At 53.7% G+C, this 18,349-nt stretch carries 13 protein-coding genes; 2 read left to right on the top strand and 11 right to left on the bottom strand.

What is annotated here, in order from left to right:
* The 3 genes from AAH187_RS12660 to AAH187_RS12670 form a co-directional block, all read right to left on the bottom strand.
* The coding region (locus tag AAH187_RS12660; RefSeq protein ID WP_342348826.1) for a hypothetical protein at positions 1-890 on the bottom strand (890 nt) is incomplete at its 3' end.
* A gap of 178 nt (positions 891-1,068) precedes the next feature.
* On the bottom strand, positions 1,069-1,908 hold the full coding sequence (locus AAH187_RS12665; RefSeq protein WP_342348827.1) for a hypothetical protein: 840 nt from the start codon (positions 1,906-1,908) through the stop codon (positions 1,069-1,071).
* Between the two features lie 356 nt (positions 1,909-2,264).
* Positions 2,265-2,957, bottom strand: a complete 693-nt coding sequence (locus AAH187_RS12670; protein ID WP_342348828.1) for a DUF3313 domain-containing protein — start codon at positions 2,955-2,957, stop codon at positions 2,265-2,267.
* A 659-nt stretch (positions 2,958-3,616) separates the two neighbouring features.
* Between AAH187_RS12670 and AAH187_RS12675 the strand changes: the two genes are divergently transcribed.
* Both AAH187_RS12675 and AAH187_RS12680 read left to right on the top strand, forming a co-directional pair.
* Positions 3,617-5,098 (top strand): lytic transglycosylase F, encoded by a 1,482-nt coding sequence (locus AAH187_RS12675; RefSeq protein ID WP_342348829.1) that lies wholly within the window; start codon positions 3,617-3,619, stop codon positions 5,096-5,098.
* Between the two features lie 870 nt (positions 5,099-5,968).
* Positions 5,969-6,952: a DUF481 domain-containing protein gene (locus AAH187_RS12680; RefSeq protein WP_342348830.1), complete on the top strand. Its 984-nt coding sequence runs from the start codon at positions 5,969-5,971 to the stop codon at positions 6,950-6,952.
* A 442-nt stretch (positions 6,953-7,394) separates the two neighbouring features.
* On the opposite strand, the gene AAH187_RS12685 is transcribed toward AAH187_RS12680, so the two are convergent.
* From AAH187_RS12685 to AAH187_RS12720, 8 genes are all read right to left on the bottom strand, one after another.
* Positions 7,395-8,507, bottom strand: coding sequence for a hypothetical protein (locus AAH187_RS12685; RefSeq protein ID WP_342348831.1), 1,113 nt, complete (start codon positions 8,505-8,507; stop codon positions 7,395-7,397).
* A gap of 238 nt (positions 8,508-8,745) precedes the next feature.
* Positions 8,746-9,123: a SemiSWEET family transporter gene (locus tag AAH187_RS12690; RefSeq protein WP_342348832.1), complete on the bottom strand. Its 378-nt coding sequence runs from the start codon at positions 9,121-9,123 to the stop codon at positions 8,746-8,748.
* A 103-nt stretch (positions 9,124-9,226) separates the two neighbouring features.
* Positions 9,227-10,708 carry an alpha-amylase family glycosyl hydrolase gene (locus tag AAH187_RS12695; RefSeq protein WP_342348833.1) on the bottom strand — a complete coding sequence of 494 codons (1,482 nt, stop codon included), beginning with the start codon at positions 10,706-10,708 and terminating at the stop codon, positions 9,227-9,229.
* Positions 10,705-13,494: a glucosidase gene (locus AAH187_RS12700; RefSeq protein ID WP_342348834.1), complete on the bottom strand. Its 2,790-nt coding sequence runs from the start codon at positions 13,492-13,494 to the stop codon at positions 10,705-10,707. Before AAH187_RS12700 ends, AAH187_RS12695 begins: the two co-directional genes overlap by 4 nt.
* Positions 13,495-13,614: 120 nt before the next feature.
* Complete coding sequence (locus AAH187_RS12705; RefSeq protein ID WP_342348835.1) at positions 13,615-13,761, bottom strand: hypothetical protein; 147 nt, start codon at positions 13,759-13,761, stop codon at positions 13,615-13,617.
* Positions 13,762-13,766: 5 nt separating this feature from the next.
* A complete protein-coding gene (locus AAH187_RS12710; protein WP_342348836.1) occupies positions 13,767-14,036 on the bottom strand; it encodes a hypothetical protein in 270 nt (89 codons plus the stop codon).
* Between the two features lie 178 nt (positions 14,037-14,214).
* Positions 14,215-15,309 (bottom strand): lytic transglycosylase F, encoded by a 1,095-nt coding sequence (locus tag AAH187_RS12715; RefSeq protein ID WP_342348837.1) that lies wholly within the window; start codon positions 15,307-15,309, stop codon positions 14,215-14,217.
* A gap of 1,140 nt (positions 15,310-16,449) precedes the next feature.
* A complete protein-coding gene (locus tag AAH187_RS12720) occupies positions 16,450-17,160 on the bottom strand; it encodes a DUF4410 domain-containing protein (RefSeq protein ID WP_342348838.1) in 711 nt (236 codons plus the stop codon).
* Positions 17,161-18,349 lie beyond the last annotated feature (1,189 nt).

Here is an 18,349-nt window from a genome sequence, read left to right on the forward strand (position 1 = left end):
TCAATAGGGCTGTAGGGAGCCACGACTGTTTCGAATAACAGAATCTTCCAATCCGCCAAGGACAGCGTGTCTGCCATGGATCCGCCACGAATATTTCTGATGGATTCAGGCTCAAACGTCAATTCGTCGGCCTGATAACCGGCCGCCACAAACTGGATCATGAAGGTATGACTATCCCTGGGAAAATCAGCCAGCATCAACCGTTGCGATAACTTCCCTGTGTAGCGTTGATGATACATGACCGTTCCATCAGGCTGAACCTGTACAATTTCAGGCAATGAGTGCGGAATAACCCCTTGTTGGTTGGCAAGCAACAGCCTGGGATTCCACACTTCCGACAAGGGTATTTGGCGTATCGCCCCTTCGGGATTGGCTAAGCGCGCATCTTTCCAGCGAAGACGCAGATACACATTGGCTGTGAAGTTTTGGGCCGCATCATCAATGTCATCGATATCTACGACGAACACCATAAAATGTACGGTGGTCGGCCCTTTGAATTCCTCCGGGCGTTTGGCTGTGAGCTCTGCCTGGGCCGTCTCTTCCTGGGCGGCTTTTGCGGCCGCTTTCTGCAGTGTTGTTTCAGTGGCCTTCTGAACCGCCTTTTCCATAGCTTTTTGGGCCGCCTTCTCAACGACTTTCTCGACGCTTTTTTCTGCGGCTTTCTCGACCGCTTTTTCCGCAGCTTTTTCGGCGACCTTCTCCATGGTTTTTTCAGTGACCTTTTCGACTGCTTTTTCCGCAGCTTGTGTCGTTGCCTTTTCGATCACACTATCGGCACTGTCTTGAGCAAACATCACGGTTACCTCATGCACACACGTCAACATGGTGAGCAGAAAGCCCAGCACGCCTGATCGAACAACAACCGAATAGACAGCCATCAATGCAGCCATTCATTCTTTCCTTTCTTACCCCTGGGCATCATTCACCTTGCCATGCGATCGACTATATTAGAAACCAATGGAAATTTCCATTCCCAAAGCTTGCACAAAAAAGCCTACATTCCCCCTTGCAAGAAATTTCTAAAAGAGCGGGATGAGGCAAGAGGACGGAAAGAAAAGAAGAGGAGGGTTAGGCGGGTTTATCAGGAAACAAGATTTGAAACTGCATTTGTAGCGTCCAGTCCGGTGCCCGATCCGATTTTTCCAGAAAGTAAAATCCCTGGAGGTTGATGTTGATCGGATGTTTTTCTCCACGGAAAATCGCTTTTCCGACCCCGCCTCCAATGGGTACCGTCCAGCGATTCCGCCTGTCCTCCGCCTCCCAGTTCGCAGTGATCGACGGGGTCGAGGTTAAATACCAGCCATTGGAGAAATTGTAGTTGAGGAAGGCTCTGACCGAAAACAGGTTAACCTTGAGGCGCCGATCATCACCGGCAAACGACCAGATATTACTAAAAATGGCTCCTATCACCCAGGGATCCGGTAGGTTCACGATCGCGAGTGTAGGGCCGACGCTCCATTTCCCCGAACCCAGGCGATCATCCGTGGCGGTATTCAGCACAAACGTGGGCCCCACTCCCCCAATTAATTTGAACCGTCGCTTGGATTCGTCACGGGCAAAAAACCCCGTATACTGAATATTCCCCAGACCGGCAAGACTTCCCGTTTTATCTTCAAAGGCCGTGGCCGGATAATAGGGGATGGGAATCGTGAGCCGGTTGAGGAGTGCCCAGTCCCCGAACCGTCGTGTGGTGCTCGTCTCTAATTGGAAGTTATTAAAGAGATGGTTATTGCCCCCGGCCCCGAAAAATGTGGCGTTCGTAAACCCCACTCGCACCAGATCGGATACCGGGTTCTGCGCTTCTTCAGCAAGTTTTTTAATATCTTCCGCATGGGTCGGTTGACTCCAGAGGAATCCCAGGATCACACCCACCATGATCCAGCTTTGACAGGTTTGTTGAGAGGCCACCGCAGACTCCTTTGGGTCAACTAACAATCATGCATGTGATGAATCGTGTGGAATGATCAATGGGAGGGTTGTGCGGAATCATGAATCATGTGGTTTATTCGGGAGTGTAGCATGTGCCTTTGAGAAAGATCTCTTGTTTCCATGTGTCTATTCACGGCAATCGAAGGCCAACAAGGGTGGCACCTTCGAGTCCATGTGATAGAGAGCCACAGCTTGCGGATGTGATCACAGGGGGCGGTGGTGAGAATTCCATCGTCGGTGAAAGGATGATCGTTGTCTTTTGTAGGTATTTCCCCATATTCAGGAGAAAGTCTTGCCTTTTTCACAAGAGGCGATACCCCGACCAATGTCGACCCCTATTGGGTGGGTGGCACACAATTGTGTTCGCCGCGCCATTGGCACAGGCGATAGCGCAGAGTATCGGCCCAGTATTCAAATGATTCTTCGACGTCATTCCATTCTGACGTGACTCCTGACAAAGATTTTGCACCGCCCCGGCGATCGACAGCGGCGGCCAAAAGAGTCCCAAGTTCTATATCGGTAATTTTAGCTTCTATGCTGGCACTGCCAACAAATGTTCCGGTCCCGGTTGTGAGAGATTTTGTGCCAGAAATAACATATCCGGTTGGAAGGACACTGGAAATGGTATCTAACACCGTATTTGAGGCTTCAGCTTCTGTGAGTGCCACACTCAGGCGCATCACATTGGGGCCGGCCTCACGAACAACACGGTAATCCGCCAATAACGCATTCTGTATTTTGCCCATGAGGAGCGAGGTCAATCGAATGCGCTCTTCTCTCGGAATATCCCGAAGAGAAGATCCCTCTCCCAGCCAGAGTTGAACCGGGTCAATCATGACCTTGGTATAGTGTTTCCAATCTGCAATTGGGTTGACGTATCGCAAAAGGGCTTCACGGTCTCCCGCTCCTTTTTGAAGTATTGAATAATCATCGAGAAACCCCGATCTTCCGACAGTGTTTGCCTGTTGAGTTGTCGTACAAGCCGTCATGGCTACAAAAACTAGGGCCAGTAAAAAGCGTTCACCCATAGGCATGAATTGTCTCCTTTGTTTCGATAATTTGTTTAAATGATTGGAAAAACTGCAGAATGGAAATTTTTGTTCTTCCGTTTGTTCTCTCCCGGTGCTTAAGAAACAGGGCAAATTGTAGAAAGGCCATATGGGAAATTGCCCCTTGTGTAGAAACCCTTTGCAATACCATCGGGAATGGAAATAATAAAATAGCAGCTAGGGACCACGATCAGGGGAAATTGAGCCTGTGGTCTAAGCCCGAAATAAGCTCGTCGTCAATCCCGGTGGTTCGTAGTGGAGATCTGTTCGCCAAAAAGAACCGATAGACGTCCGATGAAGAATACCGGGTATAACAAATTATTTTGTCATCCCCGCCAGTTGATAGCTGGGATCCATTGGGGAAATGGGACAAAGGTTTTCGGTGGAACATATTGGGCATAAGGTGGAAGAAAAAAATCTGTGACCCCGGAAGTCCCAGATGGGAGATTTCGTTTTTGTCCTCAACATGGCCGCCATCCAGCAGACATTACTCGAATATATCGTCAAAATTTTAACAACCAGCCAGAACCCTTGTCCGTCGTATGTCCTGATCTTAACTGTAATCAATTATTGTATTCTATTCATCAAAAATACTCATAATGGCACTTCGGACATTGCACATGATAGGTTTCCAGTATATGACCACGATGATTCCAAAGCTTCAACAGCACTGGGGGCGAACTTTTTTTGCGCTGTTGACATCTGTTTTGTTTTTAATCCTTGTCTCTGAATTAGGGGCTTTTCAGGAGTCGGAGGATGATCGGTTCAACCCGAAGTTCTCTCAGGCTCTGAAAACGTGGACAGGTGATTGGGATGGCATGGTCACCCGCAATCAAATTCGGGTACTTGTTCCCTTTAGCAAAACCTATTACTTTTTGGACGGCGGCAGACAGCGTGGCCTCACATACGATCTTATGAAAATATTCGCCAAGCAGATGAACGAAGATTTGAAGCGAAAGATCGTGCAGATTCAGTTCATATTTATTCCCGTGAACCGTGACGAACTCATCCCGAATTTGCTCAATGGGGTAGGGGATATTGCCGCCGGTGCTCTCACAATTACACCCGAACGAAAGAAACTTGTTGATTTTTCCGACCCGCTTCTGACCAACGTTCGCGAGATAATCGTCACGGGGCCTGGCAGTCCCCCTCTCTCCAGCATCGATGATCTGGCCGGTAAGACCATTCATGTGCGGAAGTCCAGTAGTTTTTATGAACACCTTGTTCGCTTGAATGGCGAATTCAACATTGCCGGGAAACCGGGGATCACTCTTATTCCTGAAGAAGAGAACCTTGAAGACGAAGATCTTCTCGAAATGGTGAATGCCGGTTTATTACCGATGCTCGTCATGGACAGCCCCAAGGCCGAATTTTGGGCGAAAATTTTCAAACATATCCGCCTGCATCCGGACATTGCCGTCAATACAGACGGGGAGAGCGCTTGGGCCTTTCGCAAAAACAGTCCAAAGCTGAAAAGAGTGATCAACCGGTTTGTGAGTAAAAATAAAGAAGGTACCTTAATCGGAAATATGTTATTCACCCGATATTTAAAAAACACCAAATACGTTGACAATGCCTTGGGAACACAGGAACGCAAGAAATTTCAGAGTCTCATGCACGTATTTCAAAAAACTGCCGGACCATATGGATTTGATTGGGTGCTTGCCATGGCCCTTGGCTACCAGGAGTCCATGTTGGACCAACGGAAGCGAAGTGCTGCGGGCGCCATCGGTGTCATGCAACTCCTGCCCAGTACCGCTCGGGATCCAAACGTCAATATTCCCAATATCAACCAGCTTGAGCCGAACATTCAGGCCGGTGTCAAGTATTTACATTTTCTTCATGACCGGTATTTTAGGGACCCCGATATGAGCCTGTTGAACCAATGGCTCTTTGCGATAGCTTCATATAATGCGGGCCCTGCCAGGATCTCGAAGCTCCGGAATTTGGCGCCGTCAATGGGCTTGAATCCGAATCAGTGGTTTAAAAATGTAGAGATAGTGGCGGCGAAGCATATCGGTCGCGAGACGGTTCAATACGTGAGTAATATTTATAAATATTTTATTGCGTATCGCCTGATTCTGGAAAGAGAAAACAAGAAAACAACGGGGCATAATTAGGGTCTGTGTGGGGCACTAACCAGCATAGGCCTTCCTTGAGTGCGCGGTGGCCATCGATGAGCCGTTTGAGCCATTCGCCAATTTTTAGTCGTATCGGCCTTCAGGTTCAGAGCATTGGACCGATCATTGTTGTACCCGTTTTCAAAAAATGTCTCCTTCGTAAACTTCACCAGACGTTCTCAAACACCGGGTTTTGCCCATCTTCCCCTCGTCCTTCAATTTTCTGGAGGAAGGTATTTGACTATGATTGTGCAACAACGACGAAAAGCCGGCGTACTTTTTTGAGTCTTTTTGCAAAGGGGAATGGAAGTCGCGTCTATGATGAAAAGGGAATTACAGAATCGTCTTTTGCGTGCCGGCGATACTGACGAGTATGTAGGGAACAGAAAAACATGATGAATCCCCTGAATGGGATTGTCGAACCAGTGGATGCTGAGTTGAACAGTAAAGAGATGCCGCCAAGTTTAGGTTCGGAATTTTTCTCACAGTAATTTTCTGTTCTTCCCTTAATCCCGCGAACCCGGCTTGAGCACATTCTCCCCACAACAAAACCTGTGCTAAAAAGTTGAGTTTATGACAAAACAGGCCGGGGCCTTCTCACCTTAGATTCGGGTAACCCGTTGATCTTAGATGGCGATCCGATCCCGGGTTCTGCTTCCGGCCATCCATAGATCACCCCACTCCTGACGTTCACCTTGCGTACTGCCCCATATCTTAGGAACAAGGTTCTTTACCACGCCGGAAGGGGAAACTATACTGCCTGCCACACCTATGGCACCCTGGCCACTCTCATTCCGTTTCTTCGTTGTTCTCTGGCTTCACCGAATCCACGTGCGAGATGTTTTTGCCAGAATGGCCATGGGTCTGGCCATGGTCACATTGACATTATTGGGAACTGTGGCCATCAGTGAGGCCGATGTCGTTTTCCTCAAGAACGGCGACCGCGTGAGCGGGGACCTTATCACTCTGGAAGATACGGTTCTGACTATCGACACGGATTACGCCGACCTTGTCAAAATCGACTGGGATGATGTCGCGGGATTAACTTCCGACAGCCCCCTCTGGGTAGCGTTTCATGATGGGGCCATTATTCCGGATGATGTGGGGATTCGGGATGGAGATCGCCTGATTTTATTGGGACTTGAGCCGGGTGGCCCGATTCAACTGGATAAAATTAAAACGATTCATCTATTTGAGCTCTCCTACCGCGGCAATATTGGACTTGGTGGGAGTGCGACGTCAGGGAATACGTCTACCGAAACCATCAATGCCTTCGGGACATTGACCGTGGACAAAGGCTGGCACCGGTTTATTCTAGATGGGCGCGCGAATCGGGGCAAAGCCGATGGGGAAATCACCGCGCAAAACGCCGCACTCAATACCCGTTGGGACTACTTTTTGTCCAAACGCGCCTATATCCCGTTTATTAATTTTTTGGAATACGACAAATTCCAAAATCTCACTCTTCGCAGCACCTCCATTATCGGGGTCGGCTACGATATCCTTGATCGCCGATCCAACTTTCTCACATTGGCTGTCGGCCCGACGGTCGTCTATCAAAATTATACCTCTGAAGCGAGCTCGATCATCCCCGGTTTTTCATGGCAACCCCGATGGCAATTGGAATTTCTGGGAGGCGACTTGAAGATTTGGCATAATCACACCGGCACGCGAGACTTTACCCATGACAATGCTGTGCGATTGAATGCCTATCAGGGGATCAGTATCAAAGTCTACAAAGATCTATCCATACGTTTGGAATACAATGTGCGGTATAACTCCAAGCCTGTCGACGATCGGAAAACCACGGACTCGACCATTACCTTTGGCTTGAGCCTTGATTTATTGGGATAAACTTTGGATCCGATCCTCAAAGAGCCCAAATTCGGGCTGACCAACAACGAGGCGAACCACGGGGATGTCAGGGAGTACTATTTCTACCTCGACAACACGCCGACGCACCCGTACATGAAGTATCTGTAGCGAGAATATCCCCACTGCGAGCTTATCCATACCAATCGGAGACGGTCGCGGGAAGGGTTCGAGCACGAGTTGCTCGTTACCGGTGAGTCTGTTGATGACGATCATCGTCGTCCAGATCACCGCATGAAGGAACGGCCGGAGAATTCAGAGCGAACCGGCGGGGAGCCCGCCGATGAACAACACCGCGAATACGGTGCGCGTGATGTCCTGTATGCGGGTCGGGGAATTCATGAACGGAACCTCTTCCTTATTTCAACGACTGCTTCACACCCCATAGGAAGCCCCTCAATTTGATTTGGCTCCTGTTCATGGCTCAATTGGCCTGGATCGTGAGGAGCGGTGACGGAGCTTTTTCTCCTGTCTCGGCCAGGGTCATGAGGATGAGGAGGAACGTCAGCGTGACCTTCGAATGAAGATCACGGTTGTCGATCCAAAACCACAAGTCGTTGTAAGGAATCATGGCGAAGGCCTCGGCCGGCTTAGACGTACCGCTCAGGATCTGAATCAGCGGGGGCATGGGCTCCTGACCCTCTGGCGGAACCATGGCCTGTGGAAACACGCCATGCTCTCTCTGGTGTTCCTCCGGAACCTGGACGAACGAGGACAATTCGCGAAGGATCTGCATTCCCGAGCGGGTTTGGATCGCCAGGACGTTATCATTTTCCTGCATCGCGCCATAGACTATCCGAAAATCCGTCGCAGCCGGATTCAACCCGAGCATGCGTTTGAGGGCATCCCGCTGGGACTGAATTTCCGGTGGAATGGGTTTGAGAGGGAACGTCAATGCGAGGCCTCCGCCTTTCTTATCATCTTGATCATGCTCGGCGCGTAGGCCCACAGCACCGGAGTCCTGAATCTGCCGTAGGGACTTGAGCACTTTAACGAATTCAGGATCCGCCGGCCGCGGTCGTGCTCCACCCCTGGCGTTTGACAGTGCATTCATACTCTGCACAGAGATGTTGAGTAGAAAATCAATTGGATACCCGGACTCGACCAATTCGAAGAGCCGGATCGGCGGAATGGGAGTCATCAAGGTACGGATGAACTGAGACCCCGTCAGGGGTACGTAGGTGATAGTGGGCCGATCCGTGTACTGGCCCTGCGCGCCGAAGTTGAAGAAGTTGCTGGGGTGCCCCCAGGGAAATATGGTCGAGCCGGCCTGGACGGTGCTGACCAACTCGTAGCCGGTCACGATCTGGCCTATATCCACAAAAATCGGCGTGTCTCCGTAGCGGAGCTTGACGATATTGAGGAGGCTCTGTTGCTTCCAGGAGTTGGCCACAGCCTGTGTGAAGTCCATCCGGTCACGATCGAGCGTCAGCGCCCCGAAGCTCACGCAGCCTTGCAGGCACAACAGGGCTGCGACTGTGACCAACTGATGCAACCATTCGGAGCGGCGAGTGCTGTCGAAGTGTGCTCGCATCATCTTGATCCGGCCGCAGGAGCCCATCCAGGATTGCTGCTTTGCCTCTCGCGGGATGTTGAAAAAATCAGCCAACCTGCCTTGTTCTTTTGGTCTGTTCGGTTTGTTTGATTGAACAAAACTAACCAGATGAACCCTTCTCGCGAGTCTCGCTTTTCCCGCCAGTCTCGAGTGCAAATGAGCGTTTCCTCAACCTGCTAGACCGTCATGGACATTTAAAAGACACAGCGGTTCGTGTCTGTCAGCACTCGCGGCGGGCGTAATAGAAATAAGCGCCCACACTGATAAAATTCGTCACCACCGCGATGATATTCCAAAGAATCACCGGTCTTGAAACGATTAACAACCCGTAGTACACCCAGAGGATTTGGAACGCGCCCATAATGGCAGCCATCCTCGGATTCATGCCCTTGCTTGACCTCCGCCTGAGCATCCCGATTAAGTCGGGCAGGGCGGCAAAGGTCGTTCCTAACCCCGCCACAAAGCCGATGATTTCAGACCGTCGAAAGCTAGGGAGTAACAGACTTTCCGTATCCGGTATGGCTAATTCTCCACAGCCCGCAAGGATGAACGCGCTGAAAAGGAAGCAAAGGACCTGCAGCCTCGTTGGAAATACCATGGTTGCCTCTATGGTAGTCAGGTGCTGTCTTTTGCTCCAGAATGATTGGCTCAATTCCGTCTCCGTTAGAGCCGCTACTTTACCACCCCCCATGCCTCCACGATCAAGTTCCGAAGCTCACCTCGAAGACGTGATAACCCCAGCCCGGCAGGTCGAGATAGAGGCCTCGTGAGAGGAGATCGTTTCCCTCGTGATCGTAGGAAGCGTCCCCCATCTGGTCCTTGAGCCGTACGGTGCGGCCGGCCAGATTCGGAAACGGAAGATGAACATAACACTGGCTCTGGTTTCCGGCAAAGTTGACGACGATCAGTTGCCGCTGACCGTCCCCCGCCTGCCAGGACCAGGCCATGAATCCATCCCAGGTCCCGTTGCCATCCCACGCCGGCGCGCAGTCGAGCAATTGCCACTCGCCGTCTCGAACGGCCGGTAGCCTGAGCACTGCCAGGAGGCGCTCGTAGAACTGGTGGAGCACGTTGTCGGTTGGCTCATTCGGCGCGCGGACCAGATGCGGCGAGATCCGCTTTTTTCGGCCTTCGAACTGTCCCTGATGAAAGAATCGCAGGCCAGGCGAGAGGAATGTCAGGACGGCTGCGGCCTGGTGCACTTCCGGAGAAAACGTGGCCGCGGCCCGTGGCTCGTCGTGGTTTTCCAGGAACCGTGCCATTTTGTTCTGGTAGCCGAGGTCGGCGCGCAAATGGTCGCGCACCGGTCTTGCGTGGCCCTCGCGCAGGCGATCATACAGCCGTTTGTCATAGGTATAGTCGAATCCCTGCTGCTGCAGCGTCCATTCCCGGTCCCAGTAGACCTCGGCCATGAAGCAGAAGCCTGGAGATTTTTCCCGCACTCGCTGAGTCGCCTTGGGCCAGAAGAGCTCGGCCTGGAGCCCCCAGGTCTGTTCGAAGACATCGGGGAGGACCAGCATGGCCATGTCGCAGCGCACGCCGTCACATTGCCCGGCGATTTTGATCAGTTCTCCGATCATCGCTTCCTGCGTGGCGGGATTGCCATAGTTGAGCTGCAGCGTGTCCGGCCAGCCGGAGAAGTACGGATCGCGTCCGTAGGCGAGCAGCAGGTCGCCGCCTTTGCGCCTGGCCCAGGTATAATTCTGCGGCGCGCGCGCCAGATCGACTTCGCTTCCGGCGATGTAATACTCGGGATGCGCTTCCACCCAGGGGTGATCCAGACCGGTATGATTGGGAACGAAGTCGAGCAACAGCTTCAGGCCCCGCTTGCGGAGCCGTTGGCGGAGTCGGGCCAGCGCGGCATCGCCTCCCAGATCGCGATGCACGGTATAGCCGGTGATCGCAAATCCGGAACCGGCAATATCGTCCTCACGCAGATCCGGCAGCGTTTCTTCGAACTCCCTTCGCCATTCGTGATGGCTACGCGACACCCGTTGTCCCGCCGGCCCGATCTGCCAGACGCTGAGGAACCAGATCCAGTCGAATCCCATCTTTGCCAGACGGTCCAGCTCGGCGTCCGGAATGTCGTCGAGTGTCGCCGGCCGCTTGAGAGAGGTGGACAGTTCCGTCAACCAGACGCGCGTGTTGATTTGATAGAGCGAAGGAGAGATCGGTGTGGTCATGCTTTTTTCCCCTTGCCGCGAATGGGTTGTTGTTGACCGACAGGCGCCGCCGCGCCTCCCGCCAGACCGGCCTGCATCTTAATAAATTCCTTGATGCCGCCTTCCAACACCTGCTTGGGATCCAGCATGCCGAAGGTCAGGATCAGCTTGGCCACCATACCTGTCCAGCCGGTCTGATGGCTGGCGCCAAGGCCCGCTCCATTGTCGCCGTGGAAATACTCGTAAAAGAGGAGATGGTCCCGCCAGTGGGGATCCTCTTGGAACTTTTGAGTGCCGCCGTTCACAGGCCGGTGCCCGCTGCTGTCGCGAAGGAAGATCCGTGCGAGCCGGTCCGCGATCTCTTTGGCGACCTCGAAGAGGTTCATCATGTGCCCGGACCCGGTGGGACACTCGATTTTGAAGTTGTCCCCATAATAGGCGTAGAACATCATCAGTGAACGAATGATCAGGACGTTGACGGGCACCCAGATTGGTCCCCGCCAGTTGGAGTTTCCGCCGAACATGCCGCTGTTCGACTCCCCCGGCAGGTAATCCACCCGGTATTCCTGACCACCTGCTTGGAAAATATACGGGTGTTCCTTGTGGAATTTAGAGAGCGACCTGATGCCGTAGGAGCTCAGGAACTCATTCTCATCGAGCAGCTTGGTGAGAATCCGTCTGAGGCGTTCCTGATTGACCAGGGCCATGATGCCTCGATCGCCCACCCCGCGATGCTCCGGTCCAGTGGTGTGAATGGCTGAGAGCAACTCCGGCATTTTCTTCATGCGTGCCATGTACGATGCCGTTGTTTTGGGGATCAGGTCGCGTTGCCAGGGCTCGATGATGGTCGTGGCGCAAAGCGGCAGCAACCCGACCATGGAGCGGACCTTGAGCCGTGTGGCCGTGCCATCCGGTAGGCGAAGTACGTCGTAATAGAACCCGTCCTCCTCATCCCACATGCCATCGCCGCCAGGCTTGTTCATGGCCGCCGCGATCCAGATGAAGTGTTCGGCGTACTTCGCGGCCATCTCATCGTAGTCAGGATCGTGCGCGGCTAATTCGATGGCGAGGTCCGTCATGTTCTGGCTGAACAGCGCCATCCAGGCCGTGCCGTCCGCCTGTTCCAGATGGCCTCCCGTCGGCAAGGGGGCGCTCCGGTCGAAGATGCCGATGTTGTCCAGTCCGAGAAAACCTCCCTCGAACACATTCTTGCCGAGCCGGTCCTTCCGGTTGACCCACCAGGTGAAGTTTAAGGACAGCCTCGCAAATGCCGACTTGAGAAATGCGACATCCCCCTCAGCACCGAGGGCGCTGCTCAGACGGTGGTTAAATAATGTGGCCCAGGCATGCACCGGCGGATTCACATCGCTGAAATTCCATTCATAGGCCGGGATCTGACCATTGGGATGGAGATAGTGCTGGCTGAGCATCAGGCTGAGCTGGTCCTTCGCGAAGTCCGGGTCCACAGCCGAGAGCGCCACGGTATGGAACGCGAGATCCCAGGCGGCATACCAGGGGTATTCCCACTTGTCGGGCATGGAGATGATGTCGTCGTTGATCATGTGGAACCACTCGCGATTCCGGCTTGCTTGTTGGTGATTCCGATTCAAGGGATGGGCGTGATGCTCATCCAGCCACTGGTCGGCGTCGAAGTAGTAGTACTGTTTGCTCCAGAGCATCCCCGCGAGTGCCTGGCGCATGACGCTGGCACGGTCGGGATCGGCCTTGATGGCAGGCGGGGTGATGGCACCATAGAACTCGTCTGCTTCCTTCTGTCGTGCCTTCACCACTGCATCGAATGTGCCGAACGGCTCGCGCAGCTGGCTTGGCGCCGACCCGCTTAGACGGAGCCGGATCACCTCTGTCGCGCCAGGACCGACGGTGAGTTGATAATGCGGGGAGGCTTTCGTGCCGACGGCATCCGGATTCACCGCATCCTTCTGTCCATGGATGATGTAATTATTGATGCCATCCTTCACATAGGGGCTCCGGTTTTCCGTGCCGAAGATCCGGGCCTGGTTGGTTTCGTTCTCGGTGAACAGCAGAGGCACAGCGCCGTCGCAGTAGAGGTAGGAGTCGGTCAGGGACTCATTGAACAGCGGGTCGGTATGGTGCGCGTGGATCACGCGGTGTTTCGCTCCCTTGAGCGACCGGAGTTCAGGCTTCGCTCCGCCGCCTGGCCAGGACCACGTGTTGCGGAACCACAGGGTCGGCAACAGATGGAGAGAGACGGCCTCCTTTCCCCGGTTGCAGACGCTGATCTGGATGCAGATGTCGTCGGGGGAGTCCTTCGCGTATTCCACGAACACGTCGCAGTAACGGTCGTCGTTGAAGACGCCCGTATCCAGCAATTCGTACTCCATCTCCTCCTTGTTGCGCCCCCGATTGGTGTCGACGAGATCGGCATAGGGATAGGCCGCGTGCGGGTACTTGTACAGATACTTCATGTACGAATGGGTCGGCGTGCTGTCGAGATAGAAATAGTATTCTTTGACGTCCTCCCCGTGGTTGCCCTGGCTGTTGGTCAGGCCGAAGAGCCGTTCCTTGAGAATCGGGTCCTTGCCGTTCCAGAGAGCCAGCGCAAAACACAAGACCTGGTGGGAATCGGAAATCCCGCCGATTCCATCCTCCCCCCAGCGATAGGCCCGTGACCGGGACTGGTCGTGGGTGAAATATTCCCACGCGTCGCCGTTGCTACTGTAGTCCTCGCGGACCGTCCCCCATTGGCGTTCACTCAGGTACGGACCCCAGTGCTTCCATTTGGCACCATCTTCACGTAATCGAATGTGTTCGGCAGATCGCGACATGTCATGCTCCTTCTTCTTCTTTGGTAACGGGAACTGAATGAGTTTTCGAGCGGGCTGCCAGGAGCCCTGGTTATCCATTTTTACGGCAAATCTAGGATTTTTCCTGATATCGGCAGGGGCTCAGCCACCCTGCTTCACCTCCTCGCGCGCCTTTTTCTGCGCGTCCTGGATGTCGAGCATCAGCTTGTGGGCGACGTCGTACTTGACGATGTTGCGCACGTACGTCGACGTCTCAATGCCGATCTTCTGGGCGGTGACGAGTTCCACGTGGTTCATCCATATGTCCGGATGTCCGGATCGAGGCCGCGCTTCTCAGCTTCCTTGCGCATGCGCGCGATCCTGCCCGGCCCGGCGTTGTAGGGCCTGTTGAAAAAAGCCACCAGCCGCGTTCCCTGCCTTCGCCGGAGCGGCTTCGCGCAGGCAGGTCGCCATTTTCTCGTGCTCACGTACTCCGTGTACGCGTCGCGCGCAAAAATGGCTGTGGCCTTGCTGGACGGACTTTTTTGAACCGGCCCGAAGACACTGGCATTCCAGATGATCATGGGCGTATTTGCCTATGGGAAACCGTATTATTCAATACTCCCTTGTAGGACGCGAAGGCGAAGGGTGAGCGGTCCCACTCGCTGAACTTGGCGTCGGTGAAGAACCTGGTCATGAGCCGGTACATGTACTTCGTGCCGTCGTGGATGTTGGGCTCGGCGAGCGTGATATCGCCCACCTTCAGCTTTGTACCCGTGGCGGGCATGAGCTGCATGATCCCGATGGTCCCCACTCCGCTCTTGGCCTCCTGGTTAAGCCCGACTCCTGGTAGCCCTGCGCAGCGAGCATCAGGGGATCGAAGCCGTACTGCTCGCCGTACTGTCTGAATAGGGCGAGCGTGCTCTCGAATCGATGATACTCCTCCGAGCCCGTCGGGTCCTTGAGCGGCTTGATGCGCTTGTTATATTGCGCCAACCGGGCGGCGGTCGGATTCACCTTCTTGACGGCGTTGAGGTAGGTCTCGCCGAGGATCTTGCGCAGCCCAGGGCTGTCTTTGCGGATTACCCATCCCCATTGGTCGCCAGAACGCACCACGGCGCCCTCGTTGATCTTGATCTTCGGCAGCACCGGCGCCCACATCTTGGCCAACAAGTCGTTGACGACGATCGTCTGCAGCACGCCGGCGTCGAGCATCTCCATCATGTCCTCGTCCTCGAGCGCATCGGGCACGAGCACGAGGGTGACGGCCGGCTTGCCTTCCTTTTTGAGGCGGTCGTTAAGGGCCACGAGGCTCTCGTAGAAGCTTGACGACTTGCGCACATGCACGGTCTTGCCGGCGAGGTCGTTCGCGCTGTCGATTGGCGGCGACTTAGTCCCGGTCAGGACGACCTCGGAGACAGACATCTGATCTGGTGGCACGAAAAAGTCGACGATTTTCCTGCGCTCGGCGGTGGCCGTCAGGGCGCCGGTCGCAATGTCCCCGAGCCCGTCGACGACATTCTGCAGGAGCTTGTCCCGCATGGTCGGGATGATAACCTCGGTGATCGGCCGTTTGCCGAGTTGCTTCCGGTACTTCTGGTTGATAGCGCGCTCGAAGTCGCTGACGAAGTCGGCGGTGATGCCACGCACGCGGCCCTTGTCGTTAAAATAGAGCGTGCGGCTGTAGGGTACCAGCACGCGGATCGCACGGCGCTCAACCATGGCGTCGAAGTCCCCCGAAAATTCCCTGGACGGGAAGGGCAGGGCGCGGGGCTTCATTGGAGCGGCTGGCGGCTCGGCAGCGAACGTCCTCGTGGCGAAGAGCGGCGAGACGGCGGCGAGACGAAGAGACTTCAATGGGGGGACTCTTCTCTGTGCGGTATGTTGTCCTCCAATTATCTCTGAATATCAAAAAAGCTGTTCAATTTTGGTCGATCTCACCCTCATCATGACGGGATCTGGGATCTGCCACTGCCGGCGGTCACCGCTTCGGAGCCTCGGATCAGGATAAAGGCGATGATATACATCATCATTAGCAGTGTACATCGCCGGTCATCTGCTACGCCAAGTCTACGATCCACCCACGGGGTAGGCGGTTGCCCCACCATGTCCGCAAGTGAAATGTCTTCGGGTTTGCCGACACCCTGCTGCAGGGTCACGGGTAAAGGCTCCGCACCTGCGGAATCTCTCTCTGCTGCCTGGCCAAGGCTTTGTCATGACTCCCTCTTGTTTTTCATTTATGGACTCTTGATGTTGCACCCATACGATCCAGAAAAATCTTGATCGCTTTTTTTAAATTTCATATCCTCGGCAAAAATATTCTTCGCGATGTAAATGGTTCTTTTTTAGAAGAGTATTATACAATAATCTTTCTCCCTATTTCTTGCCATCATTCGACACAAAATTCCTGGTGGACCATGTTTCCTTCCCAATTTACCCATCGATTTGGTGAGAGGCTGTCCTTCCTCATTCATAACAACTTCACAGGGTACCCTCAGCTTGCTGAGCGAGCACGTTCATGGCTCTATGGGCAAACGGAGCAAGATTTCGCTTCAATTCCTTTTTTTTCGCATAGGCACACGTGAGTTGAACTTTTCTTGGAGACCAGCGGGTTAACTTGACGGGCTCAAGTCTCCAAACATGACTTTCAGGCATTTCCCCTCTATGTCCCCAGGCATTGTTTCTAGGAGGAATTGTGACAGGTGGCCATCACGTCTCTGCCGGTTTTTGACCAACGCTCTGGATGCGATCCCGACCAATATGATCATTCTCTTGATTGAAGAGGGCAATTGCTGTCCGTAAGCCTGCTGCGGTCGTGGGTGAGTCGCGAGTGAGGCGCATTCGTGACAACGACACTGATGATCAATTCGGATACCCATGGCTGCCCGCGTTGCGGCTTTCCTCAGGCGCAACCATGTGGACGGCTTTTTGGGTGATACGGCTCCTTCAGAGAGGGGCTTGGCCTGGCGGAAACAGATTCGGTCTGATCCGGTTTGTTTACTTAATCCACCCCTGTTGCTGGAATCTCGGTCTGAGTTTGTCCGCGATTTCCTTGGCCGTCGCCTTGGCTCGGCCCTCAATCTTACTGCTGCCGCTATATTCCCCATACGCTTTCGCCCCGGTCCCAACGATGAGGCCCACCGGGTTTCCGGTGGCAATCAAGCCGGCTATCCCCACTGCGCTGCCAGGGGTTTTGCTTCCGCCGGACTGTGAGGTGCCGGATCCGAGTTTTCGTAGCCCCTGAGCCGTCACCTGGAAGCCTTCGGCCGCGACACTCAATTCGGATCCCCCTGAGCCAAATCCCACTGCGACCCGTTTGGTGGCATCTCCCTCGTCGAACGAAAGGAGATAGCCCCGGATCACAATGTCGTTGATCTCGGGTTTTGTGCCACTTGAAACCCGCACTCCCGGCATTCCCATGCCGCGGATCTCCTCGACTAAGTCCGACGCAAGTTCGGCGCCTACCTTACGGCCGGTCTCGATCTCCTCAGGGGTTTGGGGCGTTGGGTGATCGGCATGCTGCCCGGCGAGCGCGGAGTCGGCCGGAATCTCGGCGGGCGTGGCGGCAAAGTCGTGCACCCAGATGTGACCGGGCCGAGGAAGCTTTTCGCCTACGGCCTCAGGCTGATTGGTGGACTTGGTTGAGGCGCATCCGGCAACGATGACCAGTACGAACAGACATGAGAAAATACGGATACAAGACTTCATTGTGAATCTCCTATGATGAAGTGGTGGGGGTGGAGTTGCTTCCTGCAGGCTGTCGAGTTTTCAGAGGAAGGAATATAGAACACCGATTTTCCAAGTGATCAGCGGTTCATCGAGGAGCGCATCATCCTATTTTTAGATTCCCCGGTCAACTGCCATGTCAATCGCCTCGGTCTTGGTTTCGGGCGTCCGGTCCACCTGAAGCATTCAATCGATGCAAGCCATGTTGTCGGTAAATAAGAAAGGAATTTTCCCTAACCATTTTGGCATCTCTCGAAGCTGGGCCTGGGAAATTCCGAACAGGATTGGCACCTACTATTATCTCTTTGTATCAGTGTTCCAAGGTTCGCTTGAGCATCATTTTCATCTCCAAGAGATTATGTTTGCAATGTTCTTTTCATCCAAACTAGGAGAGTTGAATCGGTACGCCCTTATACGCATAGGCAAAGCGTGGAATTCTGAGCCATTTTTTGTGAAATCTTTCCGGATGATTCATTTTCGAGTTCAATTGCGCGAGGCCGCTGTGTGGACCGGTATGATCCTCGCGGGGCGTGTCCTGCTTTTTGCTGCACCACTCAGGTTTGGGCCTCGGATGGCATTCAACTGAGAAACGAGGATCGTCTATCCGGCACGATTATCTCTATGGAAGACACCGTTCTGGCAGTCGATACGGATTATGCCGACCTCCTCAAGATCGACTGGAAGGATTATCAAAGGGGTCACTTCCGAAAAACCTCTATAGGTGCCTTTTCATGAAGGGGCTGTTTTTCCTGAGGAAGTGGGTGTCCGGGCAGGAGATCGCCTTATCCTGTTTCGTCCGGAACCGGAGTAGCCGGTTCAACAGGAAAATGTCAAATCGATCAACCCGTTTGACCTATCTTACAGAGGAACGTTCAGTTCCGTGGGTAGCTTTACGTCCGGAAACACGACCACCAACACGGTGAAGGGTTCCAGAACCCTCACTATCCAAAAGGTTGGCATTGGATCAATTTTGACAGTCAGGAGAATCGTGGAAAGGCAGATGCCCATCTTACTGCGAATAATCGAACATTCAATGCCGGGTGGGACTATGTTTTTCTAAGGGTGCGATATTTCCGCCAATATTTGCTCAAAGTTGGGATACCTTTCCAATAATTTATTCCGGAATACCTCCGTTTTCGAAGCCGGGTACGATCTCCTGGATTCCAGAAGT

This window comes from uncultured Nitrospira sp., from assembly GCA_902500695.1.
Classification (GTDB): domain Bacteria; phylum Nitrospirota; class Nitrospiria; order Nitrospirales; family UBA8639; genus Nitrospira_E.

What these genes read in the sequence shown, in the direction of transcription:
- AAH187_RS12670 (WP_342348828.1), bottom strand. Translation starts at nt 2,957, where the DNA reads ATGGGTGAACGCTTTTTACTGGCCCTAGTTTTTGTAGCCATGACGGCT.
- AAH187_RS12675 (WP_342348829.1), top strand. Translation starts at nt 3,617, where the DNA reads ATGACCACGATGATTCCAAAGCTTCAACAGCACTGGGGGCGAACTTTT.
- AAH187_RS12680 (WP_342348830.1), top strand. Translation starts at nt 5,969, where the DNA reads ATGGTCACATTGACATTATTGGGAACTGTGGCCATCAGTGAGGCCGAT.
- AAH187_RS12685 (WP_342348831.1), bottom strand. Translation starts at nt 8,507, where the DNA reads ATGATGCGAGCACACTTCGACAGCACTCGCCGCTCCGAATGGTTGCAT.
- AAH187_RS12690 (WP_342348832.1), bottom strand. Translation starts at nt 9,123, where the DNA reads ATGGTATTTCCAACGAGGCTGCAGGTCCTTTGCTTCCTTTTCAGCGCG.
- AAH187_RS12695 (WP_342348833.1), bottom strand. Translation starts at nt 10,708, where the DNA reads ATGACCACACCGATCTCTCCTTCGCTCTATCAAATCAACACGCGCGTC.
- AAH187_RS12700 (WP_342348834.1), bottom strand. Translation starts at nt 13,494, where the DNA reads ATGTCGCGATCTGCCGAACACATTCGATTACGTGAAGATGGTGCCAAA.
- AAH187_RS12710 (WP_342348836.1), bottom strand. Translation starts at nt 14,036, where the DNA reads ATGATCATCTGGAATGCCAGTGTCTTCGGGCCGGTTCAAAAAAGTCCG.
- AAH187_RS12720 (WP_342348838.1), bottom strand. Translation starts at nt 17,160, where the DNA reads ATGAAGTCTTGTATCCGTATTTTCTCATGTCTGTTCGTACTGGTCATC.